A 26739-nucleotide genomic window follows, 5' to 3' on the forward strand; every position below is an offset into this window, starting at 1 on the left:
GGGTACGACAGTTTTCCGGTGCCGGGAGCGGGATTCGAACCCGCACGCCCTTTCGGGCAGAGCATTTTGAGTGCCCCATGTCTGCCTGATTCCATCATCCCGGCTCGCGCGTGCCGCCGGGACCAAGGTCACGTCGATACGAGCAAGGGACAGACTACCCACTACGCTGTCAGGGGTGACACCCGGATACCCGGGGTGTCGCAACTTCGTGGAGCGTTGGGGGTAGGGGTTTCGTGGCCGACACGCAGGCGAGTGCCGAGCGCAGGCGGGTTCTGATCGCCGAGGACGAGGCCCTGATCCGGCTCGACCTGGCCGAGATGCTGGTCGAGGAGGGGTACGACGTCGTCGGGGAGGCCGGCGACGGGGAGACCGCCGTGCGCCTCGCCGAGGAGCTCACCCCGGATCTCGTGATCCTGGACATCAAGATGCCGATCATGGACGGGCTGGCCGCCGCCGAGCGGATCGCCGGGGCGAAGATCGCGCCGGTGGTGATTCTGACGGCGTTCAGTCAGCGGGATCTGGTGGAACGGGCGCGGGCGGCGGGGGCGATGGCCTATCTGGTGAAGCCGTTCCAGAAGTCGGACCTTGTGCCGGCCATCGAGATCGCGCTCTCCCGCTACTCGGAGATCTCCGCGCTGGAGTCCGAGGTTGCCGGGCTGACCGACCGGCTGGAGACCCGCAAGTCGGTGGAGCGGGCCAAGGGCGAGCTGATGACGAAGTATCAGATGACCGAGCCGCAGGCGTTCAAGTGGATCCAGCGGACGGCGATGGATCACCGCATGACGATGCGTGAGGTGGCCGACCGCATCCTTGCGGAGGGTGAGGACACGCCTGCGTCCTGATTGGTTGTTACACCTTCTCCGCACGGGGATCACCGCACGTAACGGTTCGGTGAATGCCCGAGTGAACTCTTACCTCTGAACATGAGGGTGGGATAACGTCCCGCCCCATGACGGGCGCAGTGGGGGCGGGGCGGCGCGCAAGTGCCAATCGACCTGCGGTGGCTCGACGGGTTCGGTATGGAGGAGGATTCCAACCTTGAGGCAGGTCTTCGCACGAGCCATCAGCGGCCTGGCCGTGATCGGGCTCGTCGCCGGTGCCGCGGCTTGCAACAGCAGCAGCGACACGGGCGACTCGGCCAGTGGCGGTAACTGCGGCTACAAGCTCGCTTACTTCGGCGCTCTGACGGGTTCCTCGGCGAACCTCGGCGTCAACATCGAGCAGGGTTTCGAGCTCGCGATCAACCAGTACAACGAGAAGAAGGGCTCCGACTGCATCACGGTCGCGAAGTTCGACTCTCAGGGTGCGCCCGAGGTGGCGCCGGGCGTCGCCCGCCAGCTGGTCGCGGACAAGAAGATCCTGGGCATCGTGGGCCCGCCGTTCTCCGGCGAGTCCGAGGCCGCCGACCCGATCTTCGAAGAGGCCGGCATCCCGACCATCAGCCCCTCGGCGACGCGGACGTCGCTCGCGTCCAACGGGTGGAAGACGTTCCACCGCGCGGTGGCGAACGACGACTCGCAGGGTCCGGCCGCCGCGGCGTACATCAAGGACACGCTGAAGGCCACCAAGGTCTTCGTGGCCGACGACCAGTCCGCGTACGGTGCCGGTCTGGCCGACATCGTGAAGCAGAAGCTGGGCACGGCGGTCGTGGGCACGGACAAGACCGAGGCCGACGGCAAGCAGACCGACTTCTCGGCGGTCGTGCAGAAGGTCGTCAGCAGCGGCGCCAACGTGTTCTTCTACGGCGGCTACTACCAGAACGCGGGTCTGATCCGGAAGCAGCTCACCGCGGCGAACTGGAAGGGCACGCTGCTCGGTGGCGACGGCATGAAGGACGCCGGCCTGGCCAAGGCCGCCGGTAACGCCGCCGCCGTGGGCACCATCGTCACCTGCCCGTGCTCGCCGCCGGAGAAGGCGGGCGGCACGTTCGTCGCCGACTACAAGGCGAAGTGGGGTGTCGACGCCGGTACGTACTCGGACGTCGCCTACGACGCCGCGAACATCTTCCTGCAGGGCATCGACGCCGGCAACACGACGGCGGAGAAGATGAACACCTACCTGTCGACGGTGAACTACCAGGGCATCGCGAACACCTACAAGTTCACCGAGACCGGTGAGCTGGACCCCAGCCTGCTCAAGGTCTGGACGTTCAAGTTCGACGCAACGGGCAACCAGGTCGCGGACCAAGAGGTGAAGGTCTCCTAAGTTCCGCCGTATCTCGCTGCAGGGCCGGTGCGGCCGGATGATCTCCGGCCGCACCGACCTCTTCGTTTCAGGAGCCCCTTGTGGATTTTTCCGGTCTGATCCAAGATTTCGGACCGCTGACGATCACGGGTCTCGCCCAGGGAGCGATCATCGCGCTCTTCGCCCTGGGCTACACCCTGGTGTACGGCGTGCTTCGCCTGATCAACTTCGCTCACTCCGAGGTCTTCCTGCTCGGGTCCTACGCGTGTCTCGTCGTGTGGGGCTTCTTCGGGCTCGACCAGAACTCGGCCACCCCCAGTGTCATCGCTGTCATCGGTTTCCTGTTGCTGGGACTGGTGGCTGCCATCGTTGTCTCCGGCCTCACCGCGCTGGGCGTGGAGCTGGTGGCGTACCGTCCGCTGCGCCGGCGTAACGCGCCGCCGCTGGCGTTCCTGATCACCGCGATCGGGGCCTCGCTGTTCATCTCCGAGACCGTCGGCGTGATCACCCAGCGCAACATCAAGGCGGTTCCGCCGCTGATCCGCCCGGCCGACGTCTTCGTGATCGGCAACATGCATGTGACGAACCTGCAGATTCTGATCATCGTGCTGGCGCTCGTGATGATGTTCGTGCTGGACCGCTTCATCAACCGGTCGCGGCTGGGCCGCGGCATCCGGGCCGTGGCGCAGAACCCGGACAGTGCCGCCCTGATGGGCGTCAACAAGAGCCGGGTCATCGCGCTGGTGTTCCTGCTCGGTGGTCTCATGGCCGGCATCGCGGCCGTCATGTACGACCTGAAGATCGGGGTCACGCGCTTCGACGCCGGCTTCCTGCTGGGCATCGAGGCGTTCACCGCGGCGGTGCTCGGCGGCATCGGCAACCTGCGCGGCGCGCTGCTGGGCGGCCTGCTGCTGGGTGTGCTGCAGAACTACGCGGCGGGCCTGTTCGGCACGCAGTGGCTGCACGCGGCGTCGTTCGTCCTGCTGGTCCTGATCCTGCTCGTCCGCCCGACGGGCCTGCTGGGTGAGTCTCTCGGGAGGGCCCGAGCATGAGCGAGAGTGTGGCGGCAACGTCCGCAAAGAAGAGCTGGCGCGGCAACGGCGGCGTCCGCGGCTGGTACGGCCGGCAGTCGCTGGTCGTCCGGGTGGTGCTGGGCATCGTGTTCGCGGTGCTGGCGGTCCTGCTGCCGTACGTGGGCGACGTCCCCGTGATCGGCCCGCAGATCATCACCGTGGGCATCGACTGGCCGAGCGCCCTGTTCAACATGTCCTACTACGTTCTGCTGGCTCTCGGCCTGAACGTCGTGGTGGGCTTCGCCGGCCTGCTCGACCTGGGCTACGTCGGCTTCTTCGCGGTGGGCGCGTACACGGTGGCGTTGTTCACGTCGCCGGACAGCGTGCTGCACACGGAGTGGAAGTGGGTGGCGGCCATCCCGGTCGCGCTCGCGGTCACGATGGTGTCGGGCCTGATCCTGGGCTGGCCGACGCTGCGGTTGCGCGGTGACTACCTGGCGATCGTGACGCTGGGCTTCGCCGAGATCATCCGCATCTTCGCGACCAGCTCGGAGACGCTGCGTGGCGACCGGGGTTTCTCGGACCTGCCGCACCCGCCGGGCGACTACTCCGACGGCAAGGCGATCTTCGGGGTGGCGGACGCGACGCCGTACTACTGGCTCGGTCTGGCCGTGATCATCGTGGTGATCTTCGCGGTGCGCAACCTCGACCGCAGCCGGGTCGGCCGGTCGTGGCTGGCGATCCGCGAGGACGAGGAAGCCGCCGAGATCATGGGCGTGCGGACGATCAAGTACAAGCTGTGGGCGTTCGCGATCGGCGCGTTCATCGGCGGCCTGGGTGGCGTGATGTTCGCCGGGCAGCAGGGCTTCATGAACTCGCAGACGTTCCAGCTGCAGTTCTCGATCCTGGTGCTGGCGGGCGTGGTCATGGGTGGCTCCGGCAACATCTTCGGGGCGATCCTGGGCGGCGCGCTGATCTCGTACATCCCGGACCGGCTGCGCGGCATCGAGGACCCGATCTGGCACACGGACCTGTTCGGGTTCCGGTTCGCGATCTTCGGCGCGGTGATCATCGCGATCATGATCTTCCGGCCGCAGGGCCTGATCCCGAGCCGTCGCCGGGCGATGGAGCTCAAGGACCGTGAGAAGGAGGTGGCTCCCCAGTGAGCGAGCCTCACATCGAGACGCCGCAGGAGCTCGACGACGCCAACGCGAAGCCGGTCGACCGGCCCGCGCAGACCGGCGCCGCCAAGCCGTCGCCGGACAAAAAGGGCGATGTCCTGCTGGAGATGGAGAACGTCACGCTGCGCTTCGGCGGCGTCGTGGCGCTCAACGACGTCAGCTTCGCGCTGCGCAAGGGCGAGATCTTCGGTCTGATCGGCCCGAACGGCGCCGGCAAGACCACGTGCTTCAACGCGATGACGGGCGTCTACCGGCCGACCTCCGGGGCGATCCGGTTCAAGGGCGAGTCGATCGTCGGCAAGAAGAAGCACGAGATCACCCGGGGCGGCATCGCCCGTACGTTCCAGAACGTGCGCCTGTTCCCGGAGATGACCGCGCTGGAGAACGTCATGGTCGGTGCCGACGCGCACCACAAGACCAGCGTGCTCAGCGCCCTGTTCCGGCTGCCGCGCTTCTGGAAGGAAGAGCACGAGGGCCGGGACAAGTCGCTCGAGCTGCTGCGCTTCGTCGGCATCGAGCACCGGGCGGGGGAGGTCTCCCGCAACCTGTCGTACGGCGAGCAGCGCCGGCTGGAGATCGCCCGGGCGCTGGCGACCGACCCGACCCTGCTGTGCCTGGACGAGCCGGCGGCCGGCTTCAACCCGGCGGAGAAGGCCGAGCTGCTCGAGCTGATCCGCAAGATCCGCGACACCGGGGTCACCGTGCTGCTCATCGAGCACGACATGCGGCTGGTCATGGGCGTCACGGACCGGATCGTGGTGCTGGAGTTCGGCAAGAAGATCGCCGAGGGCACGCCCGCCGAGGTGCGGGACGACCCGAAGGTGATCGCGGCGTACCTGGGGGTCCCGACCGATGCTGCTTGAGTTGCAGGACATCACCCTGCTGTACGGGCGGATCCAGGCCCTGCACGGCATCAGCCTCACCGTGAACCAGGGTGAGATCGTCGCGCTGATCGGGGCCAACGGCGCCGGGAAGTCGACGACGATGCGGGCCATCTCGGGGCTCCGCCCGGTCGCCCAGGGTAAGATCATCTTCGACGGTGAGGACATCACGAAGATGCGCGCCGACCTGCGGGTCGTGCGCGGGGTCTCGCAGTCGCCGGAGGGCCGGGGCATCTTCCCGGGCATGACGGTCCGCGAGAATCTCGAGATGGGGGCCTACACGCGGCGCAACCGGGCCGAGATCGACGAGGACCTCGACCGGGCGTTCACGCTGTTCCCCCGGCTCAAGGAGCGGGAGAAGCAGGTCGGCGGCACGATGTCCGGCGGCGAGCAGCAGATGCTCGCGGTCGGGCGCGCGCTGATGAGCCGGCCCAAGCTGCTGCTGCTCGACGAGCCGTCGATGGGCCTGGCGCCCATGCTCATCCAGCAGATCTTCGACATCATCGTGGAGATCAACCAGCAGGGCACGACGGTCCTGCTGGTCGAGCAGAACGCTCAGCAGGCGCTCTCGCGCGCACACCGGGCGTACGTGCTGGAGACCGGCAGCATCGTCAAGTCCGGCACCGGCGCCGAGCTGTTGCACGACCCCTCGGTGAAGGACGCCTACCTCGGCGTCGCCTGACCCCCCACAACCAGGGAGTGGCTATGTTCCGCATCACTACTGGCCGCCGGGCGATCCTCGGCGTGGCCGTCGCGGCCGCGATGACCGTGTCGCTGGCCGCCTGCGGCGAGGAATCCTCCGGCGACACGGACAGCGGCGCCGCGCCGGTGCCGTCGGCCTCCGCCGACACCAGCCTGGCCGACAAGGTGCCGGCCGACATCAAGGCGGCGGGCAAGCTCGTCATCGGTACGGACTCCACGTACGCGCCGAACGAGTTCCTCGACACCGACGGCAAGACCGTGGTCGGCTTCGACGTCGACCTGTTCAACGCCGTGGCGCAGAAGCTGGGCCTGACCACCGAGTGGCAGTCGGCCAAGTTCGACGCCATCATCCCGGCCGTCGTGTCGAAGAAGTACCAGGTGGGCGTCTCGTCCTTCACGATCAACGCCGACCGCCTCAAGGAGTCGACGATGATCTCGTACTTCTCCGCGGGCACCCAGTGGGCCACCAAGTCCGGCGCCACGATCAACCCCGACGACGCCTGCGGCAAGAAGGTCGCCGTCCAGGTCGGCACGGTGCAGCTGGACGACATCACCGCCCGGTCGAAGAAGTGCACCGACGGCGGCAAGACGGCCATCACCATCGACCAGTACCAGTCGCAGGCGGACGCCACCAACGCGGTCGTCTCCGGCAAGGACGAGGCGATGCTCGCCGACTCGCCGATCTGCGCGTACGCGGTGAAGCAGACGAACGGTCAGCTGGCGCTGGCCGGGGACATCTACGACTCGGCCCCGTACGGGTACGTGCTGCCGAAGGACCAGACGGACTTCGGCGCCGCGATCGAGGGCGCCCTCGAGGCGCTGATCGCCGACGGCACGTACAAGACGATCCTCAGCAAGTGGGGCGTCGAGGCCGGCGGCATCACCGACCCGGCCGTCAACCCCGCGGCCTGATCCGCGGCGGACATGACGACGGAAACCGAAACCGGACGGGCACGGCCTGACGCTGTTCAGGCCGTGCCCGTCCGGCACCCCGGGCGGTGGGCGGCGATCGCGGTGCTGGCCGTGCTCGCCGCGATGTTCCTGCACCTGCTTCTCACGAACGACCGCTTCAACTGGCGCTTCATCTTCGTCAGCATCGGCGACGGCAAGCGCGGGGTCATGTTCACCGGCCCGGTGCTGGAGGGCCTGCGGGGCACGCTCCTGCTGACCGTCTCGTCGATGGTCATCGGCGTCGCGCTGGGCGTGGTCATCGCGATCATGCGGCTGTCGCCGAACCCGGTGCTGTCCTGGGTGGCGTGGCTCTACACCTGGGTCTTCCGGGCGGTGCCGCGGCTGGTCCTGGCGATCCTCTTCGGCAACCTGGGCATCCTGTGGGACCGGATCGGTTTCGGGGTGCCCTTCGACGAGCAGCTGGGCCGGTTGTTCGGGGTCAGCGACCTGAATTTGCAGTTCTACAGCATCAAGGCGACGGATCTGCTGTCCGGTTTCGTGGCCGGCATGCTCGCGCTGGCGCTCAGCGAGGCCGCGTACATGGCGGAGATCGTCCGGGCGGGCATCCAGTCGGTCGATCCCGGTCAGGCCGAGGCCGCGTCGGCGCTCGGGCTGTCGCGCGGTCAGGTGCTGCGCCGCATCGTGCTGCCTCAGGCGATGCGGGTCATCGTGCCGCCGACGGGCAACGAGACGATCGCGATGGTCAAGGACACGTCGCTGGTCGCCTTCGTGCCGGTGACCTTCGAGCTGTTCTTCCAGCTGCAGGCGATCAGCTCGCGGACGTTCATCGTGCTGCCGGTGCTCATCGCCGCGTGTCTCTGGTACCTCATCATCTGCAGCGTGCTGATGATCGCGCAGTACTTCGTCGAGCGGCACTTCGGCAAGGGCTACGGCGCCACCCGCCGGTCCCGCAAGCGGCCCGTGGGAGTGGAAGGGGCGACACCGTGACCGACGCGATGGTGCGCGCGGAGAACGTACACAAATCGTTTGGGCATCTGGAGGTCTTGAAGGGTGTCGACCTCGAGGTGCGCGCGGGTGAGGTGTGCTGCGTGCTCGGGCCCTCGGGGTCGGGCAAGTCGACCTTCCTGCGCTGCATCAACCACCTGGAGAAGGTCAACGCCGGCAAGATCTTCGTCGACGGCGACCTGATGGGCTATCGCGAGCGCGGCGGCAAGCTGCACGAGCTGCGGGAGAAGGAGGTCGCCGCGCAGCGCCGGTCCATCGGGATGGTGTTCCAGCGGTTCAATCTCTTCCCGCACATGACGGTGCTGCAGAACGTCATGGAAGCGCCGTGCCGGGTCAAAAGAGAGAGCAAGTCCGAGGTACGGGAGAGAGCGCTGGCGTTGCTCGACCGGGTCGGCCTCGGGGCGAAGGTGGAGAACTACCCCGGGCAGCTCTCGGGTGGGCAGCAGCAGCGTGTCGCCATCGCCCGGGCGCTCGCGATGCGGCCGAAGCTGATGCTCTTCGACGAGCCGACCAGCGCGCTGGACCCGGAGCTCGTCGGCGAGGTGCTCGACGTCATGAAGGACCTCGCCCGCGACGGCATGACCATGATCGTGGTGACTCACGAGATCGGCTTCGCCCGGGAGGTCGGCGACTCGCTGATCTTCATGGACGGGGGCGTGGTGGTCGAGCAGGGCGCCCCGCGGGAGGTCATCGGCAATCCGCGGCACGAGCGAACCCGGGCATTCCTGAGCAAAGTGCTGTAAAAGCCAGCGGGGTGGTCCGCACGAGTGTCGTACCCCGGGTCTAGAGTTCTCGGACGTGAGCGAACACGCGCAGACCCCCCGCTTGCTGCTGCTGGACGGCCATTCGCTGGCCTACCGCGCCTACTTCGCGCTGCCCGTGGAAAATTTCTCCACGGCCACCGGGCAGGCGACCAACGCGGTGTTCGGCTTCACCTCGATGCTGATCAACATGCTCCGCGACGAGAAGCCGACGCACATCGCGGTCGCCTTCGACGTCAGCCGCACGTCGTTCCGCACGGAGAAATACGCGGAATACAAGGCCGGCCGCTCGGAGACCCCGACGCCGTTCCTGGGCCAGGTCAGCCTGGTCAAGGAGGTGCTGGCCGCGCTGCGCATCCCGGTGGTGGAGAAGCCCGGCTACGAGGCCGACGACGTCATCGCCACGCTCTCCTGCGCCGCCCGTGACCAGGGCTTCGAGGTGGTCATCTCCAGCGGCGACCGCGACGCGTTCCAGCTCGCCGGCGAGCGGGTCACCATCCTCTATCCCGTGCGCGGCGTCTCCGAGGTGTGGCGGATGACGCCCGAGGCGATCGAGGCGAAGTACGGCGTGCCCCCCGAGCGCTACCGCGACAAGGCGGCCCTGGTCGGCGAGGCCAGCGACAACCTGATCGGCGTGCCGGGCGTGGGAGACAAGACCGCCGCCAAGTGGATCAATCAGTACGGCGGGCTCGACGGCGTGATCGCCGAGGTCGACAAGATCAAGGGCAAGGTCGGCGACAGCCTGCGGGCCCACCTGGCCGACGTCATGCGCAACTACGACCTCAACAAGCTCGTCACCGATCTCGAGCTGCCGGTCGGGCCGGCGGATGTCAAGTGGCAGGGCTGGGACCGCGAGGCCGTCCACCAGGTGTTCGACGCGCTGGAGTTCCGGGTGCTGCGCGAGCGGCTCTATTCGTACCTCGAGGCGGTCGAGCCCGAGGCGGAGGCCGGCTTCGACCTCGACGGCACCGTGCTGGGGACCGGCGAGGTGGCCGCGTGGCTCGACGCCCACGCGTTGGAGGCGCCGGTCGGGCTGGCCTTCACGGGTTCCTTCGGCCGCGGCACCGGCGCCCTCACGGGGATCGCGGTGGCCACCGGGGACGGGCCCGCCGCCTGGTTCGATCCCACGACGCTGGATTCCTCGGACGAGCAGGCCGTGGCCGCATGGCTGGCGGATGCTTCCCGTCCCAAGATCATCCATGACGCCAAGCCGGCGATGCTGGCGCTGCGCGCCCACGGCTGGGAATTGGCCGGCCTGCGCTCCGACACCGCCCTGGCCGCCTATCTGGCCAAGCCCGACCAGCGGGCCTACGACCTGACCGACCTCGCCCTGCGCTATCTCAAGCGGGAGCTGCGGGTCGACGCCCCGGCCGATGGGCAGCTCGACCTGCTCGCCGGCGTGAGCGACGAGGGCGCCGCCGAGCAGAATGTGATGCTGCGCGCCCGGGCCACCCTCGACCTCGCCGACACCCTCACCGAGGAGCTGTCCCGCGACGAGGGCGCGTCGCAGCGGCTGCTCATGGAGGTCGAGCAGCCCTTGGAGGTCGTGCTCGGCGACATGGAGCACCTCGGCATCGCCGCCGACACCCACTACCTGGGCGAGCTCGAGGCGCACTTCGCGGCCGAGGTCAAGGCGGCCCAGCAGGCGGCGCACGCGGTCGTCGGGCGCGAGTTCAACCTGGGCTCGCCCAAGCAGCTGCAGGAGATCCTCTTCGTCGAGCGCAACCTGCCCAAGACCAAGAAGATCAAGTCGGGCTACACCACCGACGCCGACGCGCTGCAGAGCCTGTTCGCGCAGACCGGCGACCCGGTCCTGGAGCACCTGCTGCGCCACCGCGACGTGGCCAAGCTCAAGTCGACGGTCGACGGGCTGCTCAAGTCGGTCTCCGACGACGGGCGCATCCACACCACGTTCAACCAGACCGTCGCCGCGACCGGCCGGCTCTCGTCCACCGACCCCAACCTGCAGAACATCCCGATCCGCACCGAGGAGGGCCGCCGCATCCGCCGCGCCTTCGTCGTGGGCGAGGGCTACGAGTCGCTGCTCACCGCCGACTACAGCCAGATCGAGATGCGCATCATGGCCCACCTCTCCGAGGACGAGGCGCTGATCGCCGCGTTCAACTCGGGCGAGGACTTCCACGCCGCCACTGCCTCATCGGTCTTCCACGTCCCGGTCGAGGAGGTGGTGCCCGATCAGCGGCGCAAGATCAAGGCGATGAACTACGGGCTGGCCTACGGGCTGAGCGCCTTCGGCCTGTCCAACCAGCTGTCCATCACCACGGAGGAAGCCCGTGGCCTGATGACCGAATATTTCGAGCGCTTCGGCGGCGTCCGCGACTATCTGCAGGCCGTGGTGCGCCGGGCCGTGCAGGACGGCTACACCGCGACGATCCTCGGCCGCCGCCGCTACCTGCCCGATCTGAGCAGCGACAACCGCCAGCGGCGCGAGATGGCCGAGCGGATGGCGCTCAACGCCCCGATCCAGGGCTCGGCCGCCGACATCATCAAGGTGGCGATGCTGCACGTCGACACCGCGCTGCGCGAGGCCGGCCTGGCGTCGCGGATGCTGCTGCAGGTGCACGACGAGCTCGTCTTCGAGGTCGCGCCGGGGGAGCGGGAAGCGCTCGAGGCGCTGGTGCGGCGGGAGATGGGCGGGGCCTACCCGCTGTCGGTGCCGCTCGAGGTGTCGGTCGGCCTCGGCCAGGACTGGAACGGCGCCGATCACTGACGCCGGCGCTCATCTCCCGGGAGGCGCGTCAGCGCCGGCCCGTCACGCACTGCGCCCGGCGGTGACTTGGGCGCCGGAAATCGGCGAAGCGGGTTTCTTCGTCGATTTCCGGTGTCCAAGTCAGCGTCTTCGGGGGCGCGGCGCCCGCCGCAGCGAAGCGGAGGCCGGTAGCCCTGTCGGAGATTCGACAGTCTGTGCACAGGGGACGGTGGGGTCGCTGACCAGTCGGGGGAACCGCCTACGGGTGGGACTTTCGGGCAGTTCTCGCGGCCCTTACGGCACCGGGCGCTAATGGCGCGCGAGCGGCTCTGAACTGGGCAAACGCTATTCCGCGGCGGGCGGGCAATGGTGCTGTGAAATGCATTCTGGCGCTCTGCGACGACAATCTTGCACAGCGACTACATCCGGGGCGGACACCGGCGCGGGCGGCTTGCCCCGCTCTGCAAGGGTGGTCTGATGCCAACCACTTCGCTCGACGTGACATCGCTGTCGGAGGCGTGGGCGCCGGTGATCCATCGCCCGCTGGAGGACGGCCAGGCGCGCGCCTACGCGCCGATGTTCAAGGCGCTGGGCGACCCCGTCCGCCTGCGCCTGCTCTCCATGATCGCTTCCGCGGGCGGCGGCGAGGTCTGCGTCTGCGACCTGACCGGCTCGTTCCAGCTGACCGGGCCGACGATCTCGCACCACCTCAAGGTCCTGCGCGAGGCCGGCCTGGTCGACAGCGACCGGCGCGGGACGTGGGTCTATTACCGGCTGGTGCCGGGGCCCCTCGCCCTGCTGGCCGGCCTGCTCGACGTCACGAAGGCCGCCGCCACCGTCTGACCGTCTCCCGGGCCGGCGTTCGCGCCGGCCTTGCGTCACTTCTTGAGCGGGTCGTGGCCCCAGTTCATGAGCGACCAGCGCCACTTGGTGTCCTTGACGTCACCCTGCGGCCGCTGCGCCAGGTGCCGGTGCACGTAGCCGACGACCTTGCGCATGTGCGCCTCGTCCTGGTCGCTCAGGTCCGCCTTCTTGGTGTGCAGCAGCTTCACGATCTTGCGCCCGCTGTCGTGGCCGACCGACTCGCCGCCGCCCGACTTCTGGCCGACCTCGCGCGACTCGTCGGTCTCCAGCCACTTCTCCAGCTCGGACGCGCTCATGTTCACGGCGTCCTTGAACTCCGTGTACGTGTCACTTGCCATCCTTCAGCGCCTCCTCCTTGTGCACGGCGGTCGCCCCGGTCTTGTCGCTCTTGACCTTGTACTGCGGCTCGTCCTTCGACGCCGCCACCGTGCGGCCGGACTCCTCCGTGCGAGAGGTGATCTTCTTCTCGACCGTGCCCTCGACGGTTTCGCCGTGGCTCTTCCAGGACACCTTCGTACCTTTTCGCAGGCTCATGAACTCGGGGTACCCGGCGTCCCGGCGGCATAACGCCCGAGGTCAGCCGGGTTTTCCCCGGGTGAGTGACCCCTCCGGGATCTCGGTCCGGCGTCCTCGCCCGGGGCCGGCTCAGCGCGCGCCGGGCAGGTCGCGGTGCCGGCTCAGCGCGGGCCGGGCAGGTCGCGGTGCCGGCTCAGCGCGGGCCGGGCAGGTGGGTGACGAAGATCGCGGTGCCGGGGAAGAGGCGGCCGCGCAGGGGGCTCCACTGGCCCCAGATCTGCTCGTGGCCCTCCGGCCACTCCGGCTCGATCAGGTCGTCCAGGACGAAGCCGGCGGCGACCAGCTCGCGGATCCGGTCGCCCAGGGTGCGGTGCTGCTCGACGTAGGTCGGGGTGCCGGCGGCGTCCTGCTCCACGTACGGGCGGCGGTCGAAGTAGGGGTGGATCGCCAGCAGGCCGTCCTCGCCCGGGTCGTCGAGGAAGATCCACCGCATCGGGTGGGTGAGCGAGTAGACCCATGTGCCGCCGGGGCGCAGCACCCGGGCGACCTCGCGCATGACCGCGGCGGAGTCGGCGACGAAGGGGATCGCGCCGAACGCCGTGAACACGATGTCGAAGGCGCCGGTCGCGAACGGCAGCGCCAGCGCGTCGGCCTGCACCAGCGGCACCTCGACGCCGGAGCGCGAGGCGCCCGCTTGGGCCTGGCGCAGCATGCCGGCGCTCAGATCCATGGCGACCACGCCGGCGCCCTGACCCTCCAGCCAGCGCGCTGCTGCCGCGGCCCCGGAACCCAATTCCAGAACCCGCTTCCCTCGTACGTCGCCCAGCAGCCGGACATCGGCCTCGCGCACACCCTCGGGGCACCACACGAAGTCGGCGTCCCCGAGGAAGGCGCCGTGCTCCTCCTGGTAGTCGTCGGCGTCGAGGTCCCACCAGTGGCGGCTGGCGACGCGGCTCTCGTCGTCGGTCACCGGGCGGCGCAGGGTCACGTGGTCTTCGATCACCGGGCCACCGTACGTTCCCCGGGGTGGGCGCCGCCCCGCGCGTACCCGGATCGGTGAAGCGTCGCGGGGCGGGACCGGTCGGGCGGACCCGGATCGGGATCGTGACGCGGGGCGCGAGCCGGTCCGCGCGGACCCGGACGGGGACCGCGGCACGGGGCTTGATCCGCTCTGCGCGTACCCGGGAAGGGAATGCGCCGTGGGGCGGCCGGGCAAAACCGCACGTAACGGGCGTGGTGACGGGTTTGGCGGGAACAATGTGCCTGGGTCCGCAGGAGGGCTTGCAACCTGTGGTAATGCGCACTGTAAGCTAGTCGATGCGCTCGCGGATCGTGTGCCTCGGCAGGGAGCAGGTTCCGCAAGTCGTCGGTCCAGCATGATTCTGACTCGCCTGATCGCCCGGCTCCACGCTCGTGATCACCGGATGTTCGTGCTGTGCCCGTCGTCAGGTCCGTGACGCGCAAGAGACACCACGAAACCATCCGTTCGGAGCAACAGTCCACATGACGAGCAGCATCGAGGCCACCTCGAGCGCCAACCGGGTCACCGTCGACGATCTCGGCTCGGAGGAAGCTTTCCTCGCAGCCATCGACGAGACCATCAAGTACTTCAACGACGGTGACATTGTCGAAGGCACCGTCGTCAAGGTCGATCGGGACGAGGTCCTGCTCGACATCGGCTACAAGACCGAGGGCGTCATCCCCTCGCGCGAGTTGTCGATCAAGCATGACGTGGACCCCGCGGAAGTGGTGTCGGTCGGAGACCACATCGAAGCCCTCGTCCTCACCAAGGAGGACAAGGAAGGCCGCCTGATCCTCTCGAAGAAGCGCGCGCAGTACGAGCGCGCGTGGGGCACCATCGAGAAGATCAAGGAGGACGACGGCGTCGTGCGCGGCTCCGTCATCGAGGTCGTCAAGGGTGGCCTCATCCTCGACATCGGCCTGCGTGGCTTCCTCCCCGCCTCCCTCGTGGAGATGCGTCGCGTCCGTGACCTCCAGCCCTACGTGGGCCGGGAGCTCGAGGCGAAGATCATCGAGCTGGACAAGAACCGCAACAACGTGGTCCTGTCCCGCCGGGCGTGGCTGGAGCAGACCCAGTCCGAGGTCCGCACCGAGTTCCTCAACAAGCTGCAGAAGGGCCAGGTCCGCAAGGGCGTCGTGTCCTCCATCGTCAACTTCGGTGCCTTCGTGGACCTGGGTGGCGTGGACGGCCTGGTGCACGTCTCCGAGCTCTCCTGGAAGCACATCGACCACCCGTCCGAGGTTGTCGAGGTCGGCCAGGAGGTCGAGGTCGAGGTGCTCGACGTCGACCTGGACCGCGAGCGTGTCTCGCTGTCGCTGAAGGCGACCCAGGAAGACCCGTGGCGCCAGTTCGCCCGGACCCACGCGATCAACCAGATCGTGCCGGGCAAGGTCACCAAGCTGGTCCCGTTCGGTGCGTTCGTCCGCGTCGACGACGGCATCGAGGGCCTGGTGCACATCTCCGAGCTGGCCGAGCGGCACGTCGAGCTGCCCGAGCAGGTCGTCCAGGTGGGCTCCGACGTCCTGGTCAAGGTCATCGACATCGACCTCGAGCGTCGCCGCATCTCGCTGTCGCTCAAGCAGGCCAACGAGGGCTTCGTCGAGGGCGAGGAGCACTTCGACCCGACCCTCTACGGCATGGCTGCCACGTACGACAACGAGGGCAACTACATCTACCCGGAGGGCTTCGACCCGGAGACGGGCGAGTGGCTCGAGGGCTTCGACGCCCAGCGCGAGACCTGGGAGAAGCAGTACGCCGAGGCTCGCGAGCGCTGGGAGGCCCACACCAAGCAGGTGCAGGCGTCCCGCGACGCCGACGCCGAGGCCGCGCTCAACCCGGTTCCGGCCGGCGGCGTGACCTCGTCCTCCTCCTCGTCGACCTCCTCCTCCACGAGCTCGTCCGCCCCGGCGCGCTCGAACGAGGAGCCGGCCGGCACCCTGGCCACCGACGAGGCCCTCGCCGCCCTGCGCGAGAAGCTCGCCGGCGGCAAGAACTGAGCACCATCGCCTGACCCGGTCCCCGGCCCGTAACGGCCGGGGCCCGGAACGGACGCCGAGCCGCCCCTCCGCCGTCGCGCGGGTGGGCGGCTCTTTCCGTGCGCGCCTCGTTTTTGCCCGCCGGCGGCGGCTGCTCGGCGGCGATGTCCGCTTCCCGCGCCCTTCTTCCGGCTTTCTCGGCTCGCGCCGCTCGGGGATACTGGCCGCGTGCTCAAGGTGGGGTTGACCGGTGGCATCGGAGCCGGGAAAAGTGCCGTCGCGCGGTTGCTGGCCGAGCGCGGCGCGGTGATCATCGACGCCGATGTGCTCTCGCGGGAGGTGGTCGCGCCGGGGACCGACGGGCTGGCCGCCGTGGCGGAGGCCTTCGGGGCCGGGGTGCTCACGCCGGCGGGTGAGCTCGATCGGCCGGCCCTCGGCACGCGCGTGTTCGGCGACACCGGCGCGCGGCGGACCCTTGAGAAGATCATCCATCCCCGGGTACGCGCCCGGACCGCGCAGCTGACCAGCGAAGCCCCGCTCGACGCGGTCGTCGTCAACGACGTGCCGCTGCTCGTGGAGACGGGACTCGCGCCCTCGTACCACCTGGTCGTGGTCGTGGAAGCCGATCCGGAGACGCGCGTCACGCGGCTCGTGGAGACGCGCGGGATGACCCAGGAGCAGGCCGCCGCCCGGATCGCCGCGCAGGCCGGCGACGACGAGCGCCGGGCCGCCGCGGACGTGGTGATCAGCAACGGCGGGACGCTCGCCGAGCTGGAGACCCAGGTCACCCGGTTGTGGCGCGAGCGGCTGGTGCCGTACGAGCGGAATGTGCGGTTGTCCCGCTTCGCCGGCACCGACGGACGTTTGCGGGTCGCCGAGCCGGACGTGACATGGCCGGCGCAGGCGGCGCGGATCATGGCGCGGATCGATCATGTGCTGCGGCCGCTGGGCCTGGACGGGGGGCTCACGCACATCGGGTCGACCGCGGTGCCGGGGCTGCCCGCGAAGGACCTCATCGACCTCATGCTCGCCGTGCCCACCTTGACGGCGGCCGACGAGGCGGCGGGCGCGCTCGCCGGGGCGGGGCTGCCGCGGCGTACGGGGGAATGGGCCGACAACGCCCGCGGGATCCCCGGCGCGACGTGGCCCAAGCGGCTGCACGGCCATGCGGACCCGGGGCGGCCGGTCAACCTGCACGTCCGGGTGACGGGGTCGCCGGGGTGGCGCTTCGCGCTGCTCATGCGCGACCACCTGCGGGCGGTGCCGGAGGCGCGCGACGGTTACGCGGCGGCGAAGGCGGACTGGGCCGGGCAGCACGCGGACGTGGCCGGTTACGCGGAGGCCAAGGAGCCGTGGTTCGACGCGGAGGCGGAGGCGGCGCACGCGTGGGCCGAGGAGGTGGGCTGGCAGCCGCGTGCGTCCTGAGGCTGCCCTTTTCCGGCTGCGGGGTGTTCGCGGCCCTTTTCCCGGCCGCAGGGCGTTCGCGGCCTTGTGCTGGGCGCGGGGTGTTCGCGGCTTTCCTGGGGGCGGGGCTTTCGCGGCTTTCCCTGGGCGCAGGGGCGCTCGCGGCGGGCGGTCGTGCGGTGTGGCACGACCTTCCCGGACGCGCTCGCCGGCGGCACCGGGGCTGCGATCCGTGGAGTCCGCCCGGGGCGCCGCGTGGTGGCACCGGCCGGGCGGCAGGCCGCCGCGAGCGACCTACCCGACCAGTCTGAACCGGTCGCGGGCGGGGGACAACGCCCGGAATACGCACCATCGGCACGAGCGTCGCGGAAACTTGTCACACCCCCGACGTACGGTGGGTCCATGGCGCTCGACATCCCACGACTCGACGGCACCTTCGAGGTCGTCAGCGAATACCAGCCGGCCGGTGACCAGCCCGCGGCCATCGCCGAGCTGGAGCGCCGGGTGCGCCGGGGCGACCGCAACACGGTCCTGCTCGGGGCCACCGGCACCGGCAAGAGCGCGACCACCGCGTGGCTCATCGAGAAGCTGCAGCGGCCGGCGCTCGTCCTCGCCCCCAACAAGACGCTCTGTGCCCAGCTCGCCAAGGAGTTCCGCGAGCTGCTGCCCCACAACGCCGTCGAATACTTCGTCAGCTACTACGACTACTACCAGCCCGAGGCCTACATCGCGCAGACCGACACCTACATCGAGAAGGACTCGTCGGTCAACGAGGAGGTCGAGCGGCTCCGGCACTCGGCCACCATGTCGCTGCTCACCCGGCGCGACGTCATCGTGGTCGCGACCGTCTCGGCGATCTACGGCCTGGGCACCCCGCAGGAATACCTCGAGCGCGCGGCCAAGGTCAAGGTCGGCCAGGAGTGGGACCGCGACCAGCTGCTGCGCCGCCTCGTCGACATTCAATACAGCCGCAACGACATGGCGTTCCAGCGCGGCACCTTCCGGGTGCGCGGCGACACGCTGGAGATCATCCCGGCCTACGAGGAGCTCGCCGTCCGGATCGAGTTCTTCGGCGACGAGATCGAGAAGCTCTACTATCTGCACCCGCTCACCGGCGACATCGTGCGCGAGGTCGACCAGCTCGTCATCTTCCCGGCGACGCACTACGCGGCCGGCCCCGAGCGCATGGAGCGGGCCATCCGCGACATCGAGGCCGAGCTCGAGGAGCGCCTCGCCGAGCTCGACCGGCAGGGCAAGCTGCTCGAGGCCCAGCGGCTGCGGATGCGCACGACCTACGACATCGAGATGATGCGGCAGGTCGGCTTCTGCAACGGCATCGAGAACTACTCGATGCACATGGACGGCCGCTCCTTCGGCGACCCGGCCTACACGCTGCTCGACTATTTCCCCGACGACTTCGTCACGGTCATCGACGAGTCCCACGTCACGATCCCGCAGATCGGCGGCATGTACGAGGGGGACGCCTCGCGCAAGCGCATCCTCATCGAGCACGGCTTCCGGCTGCCCAGCGCCGCGGACAACCGGCCGCTGCGCTTCGACGAGTTCCTCGAGCGGGTCGGCCAGATGGTCTTCCTGTCGGCGACGCCCGGGCCGTGGGAGATGGGGGAGGCTCAAGGCGAATACGTCGAGCAGGTCATCCGCCCGACCGGCCTGGTCGACCCCGAGGTCGTCGTCAAGCCGACCAAGGGCCAGATCGACGATCTCATGCACGAGATCAAGCTGCGCACCGAGCGCGACGAGCGGGTCCTGGTCACCACCCTGACCAAGAAGATGGCCGAGGACCTCACCGACTACCTCCTGGAAAACGGCATCCGGGTGCGCTACCTGCACTCCGAGGTCGACACCCTGCGCCGCGTCGAGCTACTCAAGGAGCTGCGCAAGGGCGACTACGACGTCCTGGTCGGCATCAACCTGCTGCGCGAGGGCCTCGACCTGCCCGAGGTGTCGCTGGTCGCCATCCTCGACGCCGACAAGGAGGGCTTCCTGCGCAGCGGCCGCTCCCTGATCCAGACGATCGGCCGCGCCGCCCGTAACGTCTCGGGCCAGGTCCACATGTACGCGGACAAGATCACCCCGTCGATGCGCGAGGCGATCGAGGAGACCGACCGGCGCCGGGCCAAGCAGGTCGCCTACAACGAGGCCCACGGCATCAAGCCCGAGCCCCTCCGCAAGAAGATCCACGACATCCTCGACGACATCTACCGCGAGGCCGAGGACACCGACACCACCCTCGGCAGCCACTCCGTCGGCGGCGCCGGCCGGCAGATGTCGCGCGGCAAGGCCCCCGTGCCCGAGACCCGCTCCAAGGGGCGCGCCGCCGCCACGGCTCCGGCCCGCGAGGGCATGGCCCGCGCCGAGCTGGCCCAGCTCATCCAGGACCTCAACGACCAGATGCTGGCCGCGGCCCGGGAGCTGCAGTTCGAGCTGGCCGCCCGCATCCGCGACGAGATGTCCGAGCTGAAGAAGGAGCTCCGCGGCATGGACGTGGCGGGGGTGCGCTGAGCGGATGGGGACCCGCCAGGAGATCGCCGCGCTGCCGCCGCCGGCTTCGCCGTCCGTCGCGTTGCCGTCATCGGCTTCGGGGCCTGTCGCGTTGCCGGCGTCGGCTTTGGGGCCTGTCATGTTGCCGTCGGCCGCGCCGCCTGTCGCGGAGGGCGATCTGGCCCGGGCCGACTCGCTCGCCCGGGAGATCTTCGCCGACATCGCGAACAAGTGGGCGTTCCTGATCATCGAGTTTCTCGGGCCACGCACGCTGCGCTTCACCGAGCTGCGCGACGAGATCGGCGGCATCAGCCACAAGATGCTCACGCAGAATCTCCGCATGCTGGAGCGCAACGGGCTGATCGAGCGCACCGTCCACGCGACCGTCCCGCCTCAGGTCGACTATGCGCTGACCGAGGCGGGGCACGGGCTGCGGGCGGTGGTCGACGGGATGTGCGGATGGACCCAGCAGTACCTGGGGCACATCGAGGCGTCGCGGCGGCGGGCGAGCGGGGTTTCCTGACGACGCCGGTCAGTCGAGGACGGCTGTCGCTTCGAGCTCGACGTGGTGTTCCGGCACGTCGAGCGCCGCGATGCCGAAGAGGGAGGCCGGCGCGGCCGGGGTGACGCCCAGCCGGGCCGCCGCCCGGGCGATGCCGTCCACCACCTGCGGCATCAGCTCCGGCCGCCAGTCGACGACGTGCATGGTCAGCTTCACCACGTCGTCGAAGGTCGCTCCCACGCCGGCCAGCGCCGTGCCGACGTTCAGATAACACTGCTCGACCTGCGCGGCCAGATCGGTGGCGCCGGCGTCCCAGGCCACCTGCCCGGCGACGTGGATCAGCTTCGAGCCGGTCGCCACGGACACCTGCCGGTAGATCGGGATCTCCGGCAGGCCGCCCGGGTTCACCAGGGTCACGGCCATGTTCGCGTACTCCTCCTGTGCTGGGCCCGGGCCCTTTGTCGTGCCCGGGCCGATCGGTTCCGCAGGCCCGCATTCGTCTTGGTTTCGCAGGCCCGCATTCGTCTTGGTTTCGCAGGCCCGCATTCGTCGCCGCGGATCCTCGTCGGGTCGTCGGCGCGGTGGTCGGGAGAACCGTATGAGGCTCGTGCTGACCTGGGAAGAAGGCACTTTTTCGAGACTGGGTCACCTGGTGGTGACCGTTGCGGTGGTGGTCGCCGGGTGCGGCGCGAACAATCCGGTGGGCGCGGGCGGGGTGCCGGCCCTACCCTCGGCGCGTGTCACAGATCTCGTGGACGGTTGGTTCCCCGGCTTCTCCGGTGGAGCTGACCGGGCTCATTCAGCGGTGTCTCGCGGCGGACGGCGGGTTGCCGCTCGCCGCCGAAGCCGGCTTCGTCCGCAGCCGGTGGACCGGCGAGCGCATCACCGGCGTACAGGCGCGCACCTCCGACGGCCGGCTCGTCGCCGCCGGGGCCCTGCGCCCTGCGCCTTCCAGCGCGCCTTCCACCGCGCCGCCCGCTGTGCCTTCCACCGTGCCGCCCGCTGCACCTTCCACCGTGCCGCCCGCTGTGCCTTCCACCGTGCCGCTCGCCGCGCCGCCCGCCGAGTCGGTGCCGCCCGCACAGGTGGCCTGCGGGCTGGTCGATCCTGGGTTTCGCGGGGCGGGGCTGGGCGCCCGGCTGCTCGATGTGCTGCTGGCCGAGGCCCGGCGGCTCGGCGGCTCGGTGACGGTCGAGACCGAGGCGTGGACGCCGGCGGCTGACACCCTCTTCGGTACGCGGGGGCTCCGGCCGAGCTTCGCCGAGGACGTGCTGCGAATCAATCTCACCCGAGGCGTACCCGAGCACAGCCGGCCCGCCGGAATCGAGCTGGAGGAGTGGTCCGAGGCGACGGCCGAGCGCTTCTTCGGAGCTTATGAGGCAGCCTTCCGGGAACGTCCCGGCTTCCCGGGGTGGACCACCGACGAGTGGATCAACGACCTGGTCGAGGACGACGAGTTCCGGCCCGGCTGGTCACTGCTCGCCACCCGCGTCGGTGCGCGTGATGCCGCCCGCCTCGGAGCTAGTGACGCCGCCCGCATCAAAGCCCGCGAGGCCGTGAGTGTCGGCGTTCTCGCTACCGCTGACGGTGCTCCTGTTGCCGCCCGTGACGTCGGCTTCGTCACCAGTGCGGCCGCGACCGTCACGACCTCCTACCTGCCCGGCGCGCTCGGCTACGATCCGGTGCCGGCTGACGATGCGCTGGTGTCCGGGGCGACCCACCCTGTCGGTGGCGGCGGGGCGGGCTGGATCGTGCAGGTCGGTGTGGTGCCGTCGGCGCGGGGGAACGGCCTCGGGGGAACCCTGGTGAGCGAGACCCTGCGTCGCATGCGCGCGGACGGCGTCGCCGAAGCCTGGCTGACCGTGAACGTCGACAATCCCGGGGCGGCCGGGCTCTACCGGAGGCTGGGGTTCCGGACGACGGGGCGCCGGGCTCGCTACGTGGCGCACTAGCCGGTCTTGCCACTCGACGGGGGCGCCGGCTCGTTCAGCTAGTGGGGCGCCGAGGTCGTCAGCCAGAAGAGGCGACCAGCCGAGAAAGTTGCCGCGTTCGCCGGCATGGGAAGCCGCCGCGGCGGGCAGTCGATGGACTAGGTTCCTAGGATGCGCTACGCCGTGAGGCGGAGATCGTACGGGCGTCAGCACGATCGGTGAGTGTCACTATTCGGACCGATCTCAGTGGGTGCGACGGGCGTCCCGGGATGTGCGCGGGGGTGTCTCAGTATGCGCGCGGGCGCTCTACCGGCCGAAACGCTCGGGGCCGAGGTGGGAGCCGCATGGCACAGTGCCACCTAGCAGGCGGAATGCGCTTACCGGGCGGTTGTGGGAACGGCTGGCGGGGAGAGCCTCGACACTGTTGGCTGGGGTCATGTGCCACTTCGCGCGGCGATGCGACACAATGGCTGCCGTAGGAGGGGAGTATTCCTTCGCGCCGGTCTCGTCAACACGGTCTGCATCCTCGCGGGTGCACCCGGGGCCGGCGGTTCCTCACCGGTGCGTCCAGCACCGGGCGGGAGCGGAAGAGACCTCCGGCCGCACTTCGCCGCGCCCGGCCCCCAAGCCGGCGCGGCGATACTTCGTGTCTGCCGGAGGTTCTCGTTGAACGTCTCTGCCTGGGTCTGGTTCGCCACCCTCGGAGCCCTTGTCGTCATGCTCGCCGTCGATCTGCTGATCGTCGGGCGACGCCCCCACGAGCCGAGCATGCGCGAGGCGGGCGGCTGGGTGGCCTTCTACATCGGGCTCGCCGTGCTTTTCGGCCTCGGCCTGTGGCTGGCCTCCGGCGGGCAGGCCGCCGGTGAGTTCTATGCCGGCTGGCTCACCGAGTACTCGCTGAGCGTCGACAATCTCTTCGTCTTCATGATCATCATGTCGAGGTTCGCGGTGCCCCGGCAGTTCCAGCAGAAGGTGCTGCTCATCGGCATCGTGCTGGCCCTGGTCATGCGGGGCGCCTTCATCGCCGCCGGCGCCGCGCTCATCGAGCAGTTCTCGTGGGTCTTCTACATCTTCGGGGCGTTCCTGGTCTACACGGCGGCGACGCTGCTCAAGAGCGACGAGGACGAGGAGTTCAAGGAGAACATTCTCATCCGCTGGTCGAAGCGCGTCTTCCCGGTCTCCAGCTCCTTCGACAGCGGCCGCATGACGATCGTCACCGAGACCGGGCGCCGGCTCTTCACCCCGATGCTCATCGTGATGATCGCCATCGGCACCACCGACCTGATCTTCGCGCTCGACTCGATCCCGGCGATCTTCGGCATCACCAAGGAGCCGTACCTGGTCTTCGCCGCGACGGTGTTCGCCCTGATGGGTCTGCGACAGCTCTACTTCCTGCTCGGCGGGCTGCTGGAGCGCCTGGTCTACCTGAACATCGGGCTGGCCTTCGTGCTCGGCTTCATCGGCGTCAAGCTCTTCCTCGAGGCGCTGCACACCAACTCGCTGCCGTTCATCAACGGCGGCCACGGCGTCCACTGGGCTCCGGAGATCCCGATCTGGCTGTCGCTGCTGGTCATCGTCGGCACCCTCGGCATCGCCACGGTCGCGAGCCTCATCAAGTCGTCCCGCGACCGCAAGAAGGAACTGGTCGACACCGCCGCCTGACCCGCGCGCGGCTGCTTTCGCGTACGGGAAAGGGAAGAGCCCCACCCCCTGAGCGGGAGTGGGGCTCTCAGCGTGCGGAGGCGCTCAGCTCTGGTGCTTGCGCCGGGCGGCGGCGCGGCCGCGGGCGTTCTGGTCGAGGACCACCTTGCGGATGCGCACCGCGGTGGGGGTCACCTCGACGCACTCGTCCTCGCGGCAGAACTCGAGGGACTGCTCCAGCGACAGCTTGCGCGGCGGGATCACCTTCTCGGTGTTGTCCGCGCTGGCGGCGCGCATGTTGGTGAGCTTCTTCTCCTTGGTGATGTTGACGTCCATGTCGTCCTCGCGCGAGTTCTCGCCGACGATCATGCCTTCGTAGACCTCGGTGGTCGGCTCGACGAAGAGCTGGCCGCGCTCCTGCAGGTTGATCATCGCGAACGGGGTGACCACGCCGGAGCGGTCGGCGACCAGCGAGCCGTTCTGGCGGGTGCGCAGCTCGCCGAACCACGGCTCGTAGGACTCGAAGAGGTGGTGCATGATGCCGGTGCCGCGGGTCTCGGTGAGGAACTCGGTGCGGAAGCCGATCAGGCCGCGCGCCGGGACCAGCCACTCCATGCGGAGCCAGCCGGTGCCGTGGTTGATGAGCTCCTCCATGCGGCCCTTGCGGGTGGAGAGCAGCGTGGTGATGGCGCCCATGAACTCGTCGGGGGCGTCGATGGTGAGGCGCTCGACCGGCTCGTGCACCTTGCCGTCGATGACCTTGGTGACGACCTGGGGCTTGCCGACGGTCAGCTCGTAGGACTCGCGGCGCATCTGCTCGACCAGGATGGCCAGCGCGAGCTCGCCGCGGCCCTGGACCTCCCACGCGTCGGGGCGGTCGGTCGGCAGGATGCGGAGCGAGACGTTGCCGATCAGCTCCTTGTCGAGCCGGTCCTTGACCATGCGGGCCGTGACCTTGGCCCCCTTGACCTTGCCGACCAGCGGCGAGGTGTTGGTGCCGAGGACCATCGAGATGGCCGGCTCGTCGACCGTGATCAGCGGCAGGGGCACGGGGTTCTCGACGTCGGCGAGGGTCTCACCGATCATGATGTCGGCGATGCCGGCGATGGCCATGATGTCGCCGGGGCCGGCGCTCTCGGCCGGCTTGCGGTCGAGGCCCTCGGTGATCAGCAGCTCGGAGATGCGCACGTTGCTGACCGTGCCGTCGGTCTTGCACCACGCGACGGTCTGGCCCTTGCGGATCGTGCCCTGGTGGACGCGGCAGAGGGCGAGACGGCCGAGGAACGGCGACGCGTCGAGGTTGACCACGTGGGCCTGCAGCGGCGCGCCCTCGGTGTAGGTCGGGGCCGGGATGGTCTCGAGGATCGTGTGGAACAGCGGCTCGAGGTCCTCGCTGTCCTCGGGGACGGCGCCGTCCTTGGGCTGGTTGAGGGAGGCGATGCCGTCGCGGGCGCACGCGTAGACGATCGGGAACTCGATCTGGGACTCGTCGGCGTCCAGGTCGAAGAAGAGGGCGTAGGTGTCGTCCACGACCTCCTTGATCCGGGCGTCGGGACGGTCGACCTTGTTGATGACCAGGATGATCGGCAGCTTGGCGGCCAGCGCCTTCCGCAGCACGAATCGGGTCTGGGGGAGCGGGCCCTCGGACGCGTCCACCAGCAGCACCACGCCGTCGACCATGGTCAGCCCGCGCTCGACCTCGCCGCCGAAGTCGGCGTGGCCGGGGGTGTCGATGATGTTGATGGTGACGGGCTTGTCACTGTTGGCGGGCTGGTAACTGATCGCCGTGTTCTTGGCGAGAATGGTGATGCCCTTTTCGCGCTCAAGATCCCCAGAGTCCATGACGCGGTCGGCCATCTCGCCGCGTGCGTGGGACTGGCTCCCCTGGCGCAGCATGGCGTCGACCAGGGTCGTCTTGCCGTGGTCGACGTGGGCGATGATGGCGACGTTGCGTAGGTCGGTGCGGGTCTGCATGCTCCCATTGTCCCCGGTCTCGGTTGCCGTCACGGCCCCGGGGTTCACTTCCTGGAACCGGTCCCGATCGTCCGTTTTCGCCGGGCGGCGGAGCGACGCTGCATCCTGTTAGCGTGCGACCACTGATCGGTCATCCGGGGAGGAACCGTCGATGGATCGCAGGATCACCTGGGTGGCGGCGGTGCTGGCGCTGGTCGTGGGCGCGGGCTGCGGGATGATCAACAACCAGGAGGCCGATCCGGCGGCGGGCGCGCCGGTGCCCTCGGCGTCCGCCGAGTCGCTTTTCCCGATCGAAGAAGTGACGAGAGACACCGCCACCGAGAAGCCGAAGCCGTCGAAGAAGCCCCGGCCGAAGCCGTCGGAGGCCAGCCCGACGCCGACCGAGGACCCGAACAACTTCCAGGCCCCGGAATGTGCCGAGTACGACGGCAAGGCAGTGAGCAAGAGCAAGGCGAAGGCGGCGCTCACCGCGGCGGCGGCCAAGAGTTACTGGCCCAAGTCCGCTCCCGGGCTCAAGATCCCCAAGCGCCTCGTGCTGGCCACGGCCTGGCACGAGAGCGGCTGGCAGTCGAACATCGTCAACTGCGACGGCGGCCACGGGCTCATGCAGGTGATGCCGGACACCGAGGCGTTCATCAACCAGCGCTTCGAGCGGACGTACGACTCGCAGGACTACAAGCAGAACGCGATCCTGGGCGTGAACTATCTCGCCTGGCTCACCAAGGCCTTCGGCGACCAGTACTTCGACGGCAAGTACGACCTGAGCGCCGCCCGCTGCCGCGGCGAGTCCGACCCGTGCCTGCTCAACATGGTGATCGCCGGCTACAACGCCGGTCGCGGGGCGGTCGACGAGGCCCGGGCGGACAAGCAACTGCCCAACCCCCGATATGTGTACGTGACCCGCTCGCTGATGGAGTCTTGCTACTGCGACCGGTACTGACCGCCGCCGGGGTGGGCCCGTCGGCGACGGTCGCGGGGTGCGAGCTATGCTGGGTATTGGAACCCGAGACTGTGCGCCGCCGCTCCATGGCGTTTTGACCCGTGAGCGAGCGCGGTAGT

The 26739-nt window shown here is 69.2% G+C and carries 23 protein-coding genes and 1 tRNA gene; 18 read left to right on the forward strand and 6 right to left on the reverse strand.

All coding sequences use genetic code 11. From position 1 onward, the window contains the following. Positions 1–19: 19 nt before the first annotated feature. A tRNA-Leu gene (locus tag RAN62_RS21055) sits at positions 20–104 on the reverse strand. Positions 105–233: 129 nt separating this feature from the next. Between RAN62_RS21055 and RAN62_RS21060 the strand changes: the two genes are divergently transcribed. The 11 genes from RAN62_RS21060 (at position 234) to RAN62_RS21110 (ending at position 12192) form a co-directional block, all read left to right on the forward strand. Beyond that, positions 234–842 carry an ANTAR domain-containing response regulator gene (locus tag RAN62_RS21060; protein ID WP_305786406.1) on the forward strand — a complete coding sequence of 203 codons (609 nt, stop codon included), beginning with the start codon at positions 234–236 and terminating at the stop codon, positions 840–842. Between the two features lie 196 nt (positions 843–1038). Beyond that, positions 1039–2205 (forward strand): branched-chain amino acid ABC transporter substrate-binding protein, encoded by a 1167-nt coding sequence (locus RAN62_RS21065; protein WP_305786407.1) that lies wholly within the window; start codon positions 1039–1041, stop codon positions 2203–2205. A gap of 80 nt (positions 2206–2285) precedes the next feature. Continuing rightward, complete coding sequence (locus RAN62_RS21070) at positions 2286–3236, forward strand: branched-chain amino acid ABC transporter permease (protein WP_305786408.1); 951 nt, start codon at positions 2286–2288, stop codon at positions 3234–3236. Beyond that, positions 3233–4363, forward strand: a complete 1131-nt coding sequence (locus tag RAN62_RS21075) for a branched-chain amino acid ABC transporter permease (protein WP_305786409.1) — start codon at positions 3233–3235, stop codon at positions 4361–4363. Before RAN62_RS21070 ends, RAN62_RS21075 begins: the two co-directional genes overlap by 4 nt. A 122-nt stretch (positions 4364–4485) precedes the next feature. Beyond that, positions 4486–5241 (forward strand): ABC transporter ATP-binding protein, encoded by a 756-nt coding sequence (locus RAN62_RS21080; protein WP_305786555.1) that lies wholly within the window; start codon positions 4486–4488, stop codon positions 5239–5241. Continuing rightward, on the forward strand, positions 5231–5941 hold the full coding sequence (locus RAN62_RS21085) for an ABC transporter ATP-binding protein (protein WP_305786410.1): 711 nt from the start codon (positions 5231–5233) through the stop codon (positions 5939–5941). Before RAN62_RS21080 ends, RAN62_RS21085 begins: the two co-directional genes overlap by 11 nt. Positions 5942–5964: 23 nt before the next feature. After that, a complete protein-coding gene (locus RAN62_RS21090) occupies positions 5965–6873 on the forward strand; it encodes an ABC transporter substrate-binding protein (protein ID WP_305786411.1) in 909 nt (302 codons plus the stop codon). Between the two features lie 12 nt (positions 6874–6885). Next, entirely contained in the window at positions 6886–7860 is a 975-nt protein-coding gene (locus RAN62_RS21095; protein WP_305786412.1) for an amino acid ABC transporter permease, read from the forward strand. 8 nt (positions 7861–7868) lie between these two features. Then, the gene (locus tag RAN62_RS21100) at positions 7869–8621 is read left to right on the forward strand and encodes an amino acid ABC transporter ATP-binding protein (protein ID WP_305786556.1); all 753 of its coding nucleotides are present in this window, start codon (positions 7869–7871) and stop codon (positions 8619–8621) included. 55 nt (positions 8622–8676) lie between these two features. Continuing rightward, positions 8677–11370, forward strand: coding sequence for a DNA polymerase I (gene polA / locus RAN62_RS21105; RefSeq protein WP_305786413.1), 2694 nt, complete (start codon positions 8677–8679; stop codon positions 11368–11370). A gap of 456 nt (positions 11371–11826) precedes the next feature. Beyond that, a complete protein-coding gene (locus RAN62_RS21110) occupies positions 11827–12192 on the forward strand; it encodes an ArsR/SmtB family transcription factor (protein ID WP_305786414.1) in 366 nt (121 codons plus the stop codon). A 35-nt stretch (positions 12193–12227) separates the two neighbouring features. On the opposite strand, the gene RAN62_RS21115 is transcribed toward RAN62_RS21110, so the two are convergent. The 3 genes from RAN62_RS21115 to RAN62_RS21125 form a co-directional block, all read right to left on the reverse strand. Continuing rightward, positions 12228–12551: a DUF3140 domain-containing protein gene (locus tag RAN62_RS21115; RefSeq protein ID WP_305786415.1), complete on the reverse strand. Its 324-nt coding sequence runs from the start codon at positions 12549–12551 to the stop codon at positions 12228–12230. After that, entirely contained in the window at positions 12541–12747 is a 207-nt protein-coding gene (locus RAN62_RS21120) for a hypervirulence associated TUDOR domain-containing protein (RefSeq protein ID WP_305786416.1), read from the reverse strand. Before RAN62_RS21120 ends, RAN62_RS21115 begins: the two co-directional genes overlap by 11 nt. A gap of 175 nt (positions 12748–12922) precedes the next feature. After that, positions 12923–13732 (reverse strand): class I SAM-dependent methyltransferase, encoded by an 810-nt coding sequence (locus RAN62_RS21125; protein ID WP_438874526.1) that lies wholly within the window; start codon positions 13730–13732, stop codon positions 12923–12925. Between the two features lie 500 nt (positions 13733–14232). Here RAN62_RS21125 and rpsA point away from each other — a divergent pair, with 500 nt between their 5' ends. From rpsA to RAN62_RS21145, 4 genes are all read left to right on the forward strand, one after another. Beyond that, positions 14233–15747, forward strand: a complete 1515-nt coding sequence (gene rpsA, locus RAN62_RS21130; protein WP_305786417.1) for a 30S ribosomal protein S1 — start codon at positions 14233–14235, stop codon at positions 15745–15747. Between the two features lie 207 nt (positions 15748–15954). Next, complete coding sequence (coaE, locus tag RAN62_RS21135) at positions 15955–17151, forward strand: dephospho-CoA kinase (protein ID WP_305786418.1); 1197 nt, start codon at positions 15955–15957, stop codon at positions 17149–17151. 381 nt (positions 17152–17532) lie between these two features. Further along, positions 17533–19653 carry an excinuclease ABC subunit UvrB gene (gene uvrB / locus RAN62_RS21140; RefSeq protein WP_305786419.1) on the forward strand — a complete coding sequence of 707 codons (2121 nt, stop codon included), beginning with the start codon at positions 17533–17535 and terminating at the stop codon, positions 19651–19653. Positions 19654–19771: 118 nt separating this feature from the next. After that, positions 19772–20155, forward strand: coding sequence for a winged helix-turn-helix transcriptional regulator (locus RAN62_RS21145; protein WP_305786420.1), 384 nt, complete (start codon positions 19772–19774; stop codon positions 20153–20155). Positions 20156–20164: 9 nt separating this feature from the next. Here the strand turns inward: RAN62_RS21145 and RAN62_RS21150 are convergent, their stop codons facing one another. Continuing rightward, a complete protein-coding gene (locus RAN62_RS21150) occupies positions 20165–20557 on the reverse strand; it encodes a RidA family protein (protein WP_305786421.1) in 393 nt (130 codons plus the stop codon). Between the two features lie 314 nt (positions 20558–20871). Between RAN62_RS21150 and RAN62_RS21155 the strand changes: the two genes are divergently transcribed. Beyond that, positions 20872–22086: a GNAT family N-acetyltransferase gene (locus RAN62_RS21155; protein WP_305786422.1), complete on the forward strand. Its 1215-nt coding sequence runs from the start codon at positions 20872–20874 to the stop codon at positions 22084–22086. A 645-nt stretch (positions 22087–22731) separates the two neighbouring features. Then, a complete protein-coding gene (locus tag RAN62_RS21160) occupies positions 22732–23727 on the forward strand; it encodes a TerC family protein (RefSeq protein ID WP_305786423.1) in 996 nt (331 codons plus the stop codon). An 84-nt stretch (positions 23728–23811) separates the two neighbouring features. Here RAN62_RS21160 and typA read toward each other — a convergent pair whose 3' ends face one another. Then, positions 23812–25680 (reverse strand): translational GTPase TypA, encoded by a 1869-nt coding sequence (typA, locus tag RAN62_RS21165; RefSeq protein WP_305786424.1) that lies wholly within the window; start codon positions 25678–25680, stop codon positions 23812–23814. Between the two features lie 151 nt (positions 25681–25831). On the opposite strand from typA, the gene RAN62_RS21170 reads away from it, so the two are divergent. Continuing rightward, positions 25832–26620: a lytic transglycosylase domain-containing protein gene (locus RAN62_RS21170; protein WP_305786425.1), complete on the forward strand. Its 789-nt coding sequence runs from the start codon at positions 25832–25834 to the stop codon at positions 26618–26620. Positions 26621–26739: the final 119 nt, after the last annotated feature.

Origin of the sequence: Symbioplanes lichenis (assembly GCF_030709675.1) — a bacterium.
GTDB classification, from domain to species: Bacteria; Actinomycetota; Actinomycetes; order Mycobacteriales; family Micromonosporaceae; genus Actinoplanes; species Actinoplanes lichenis.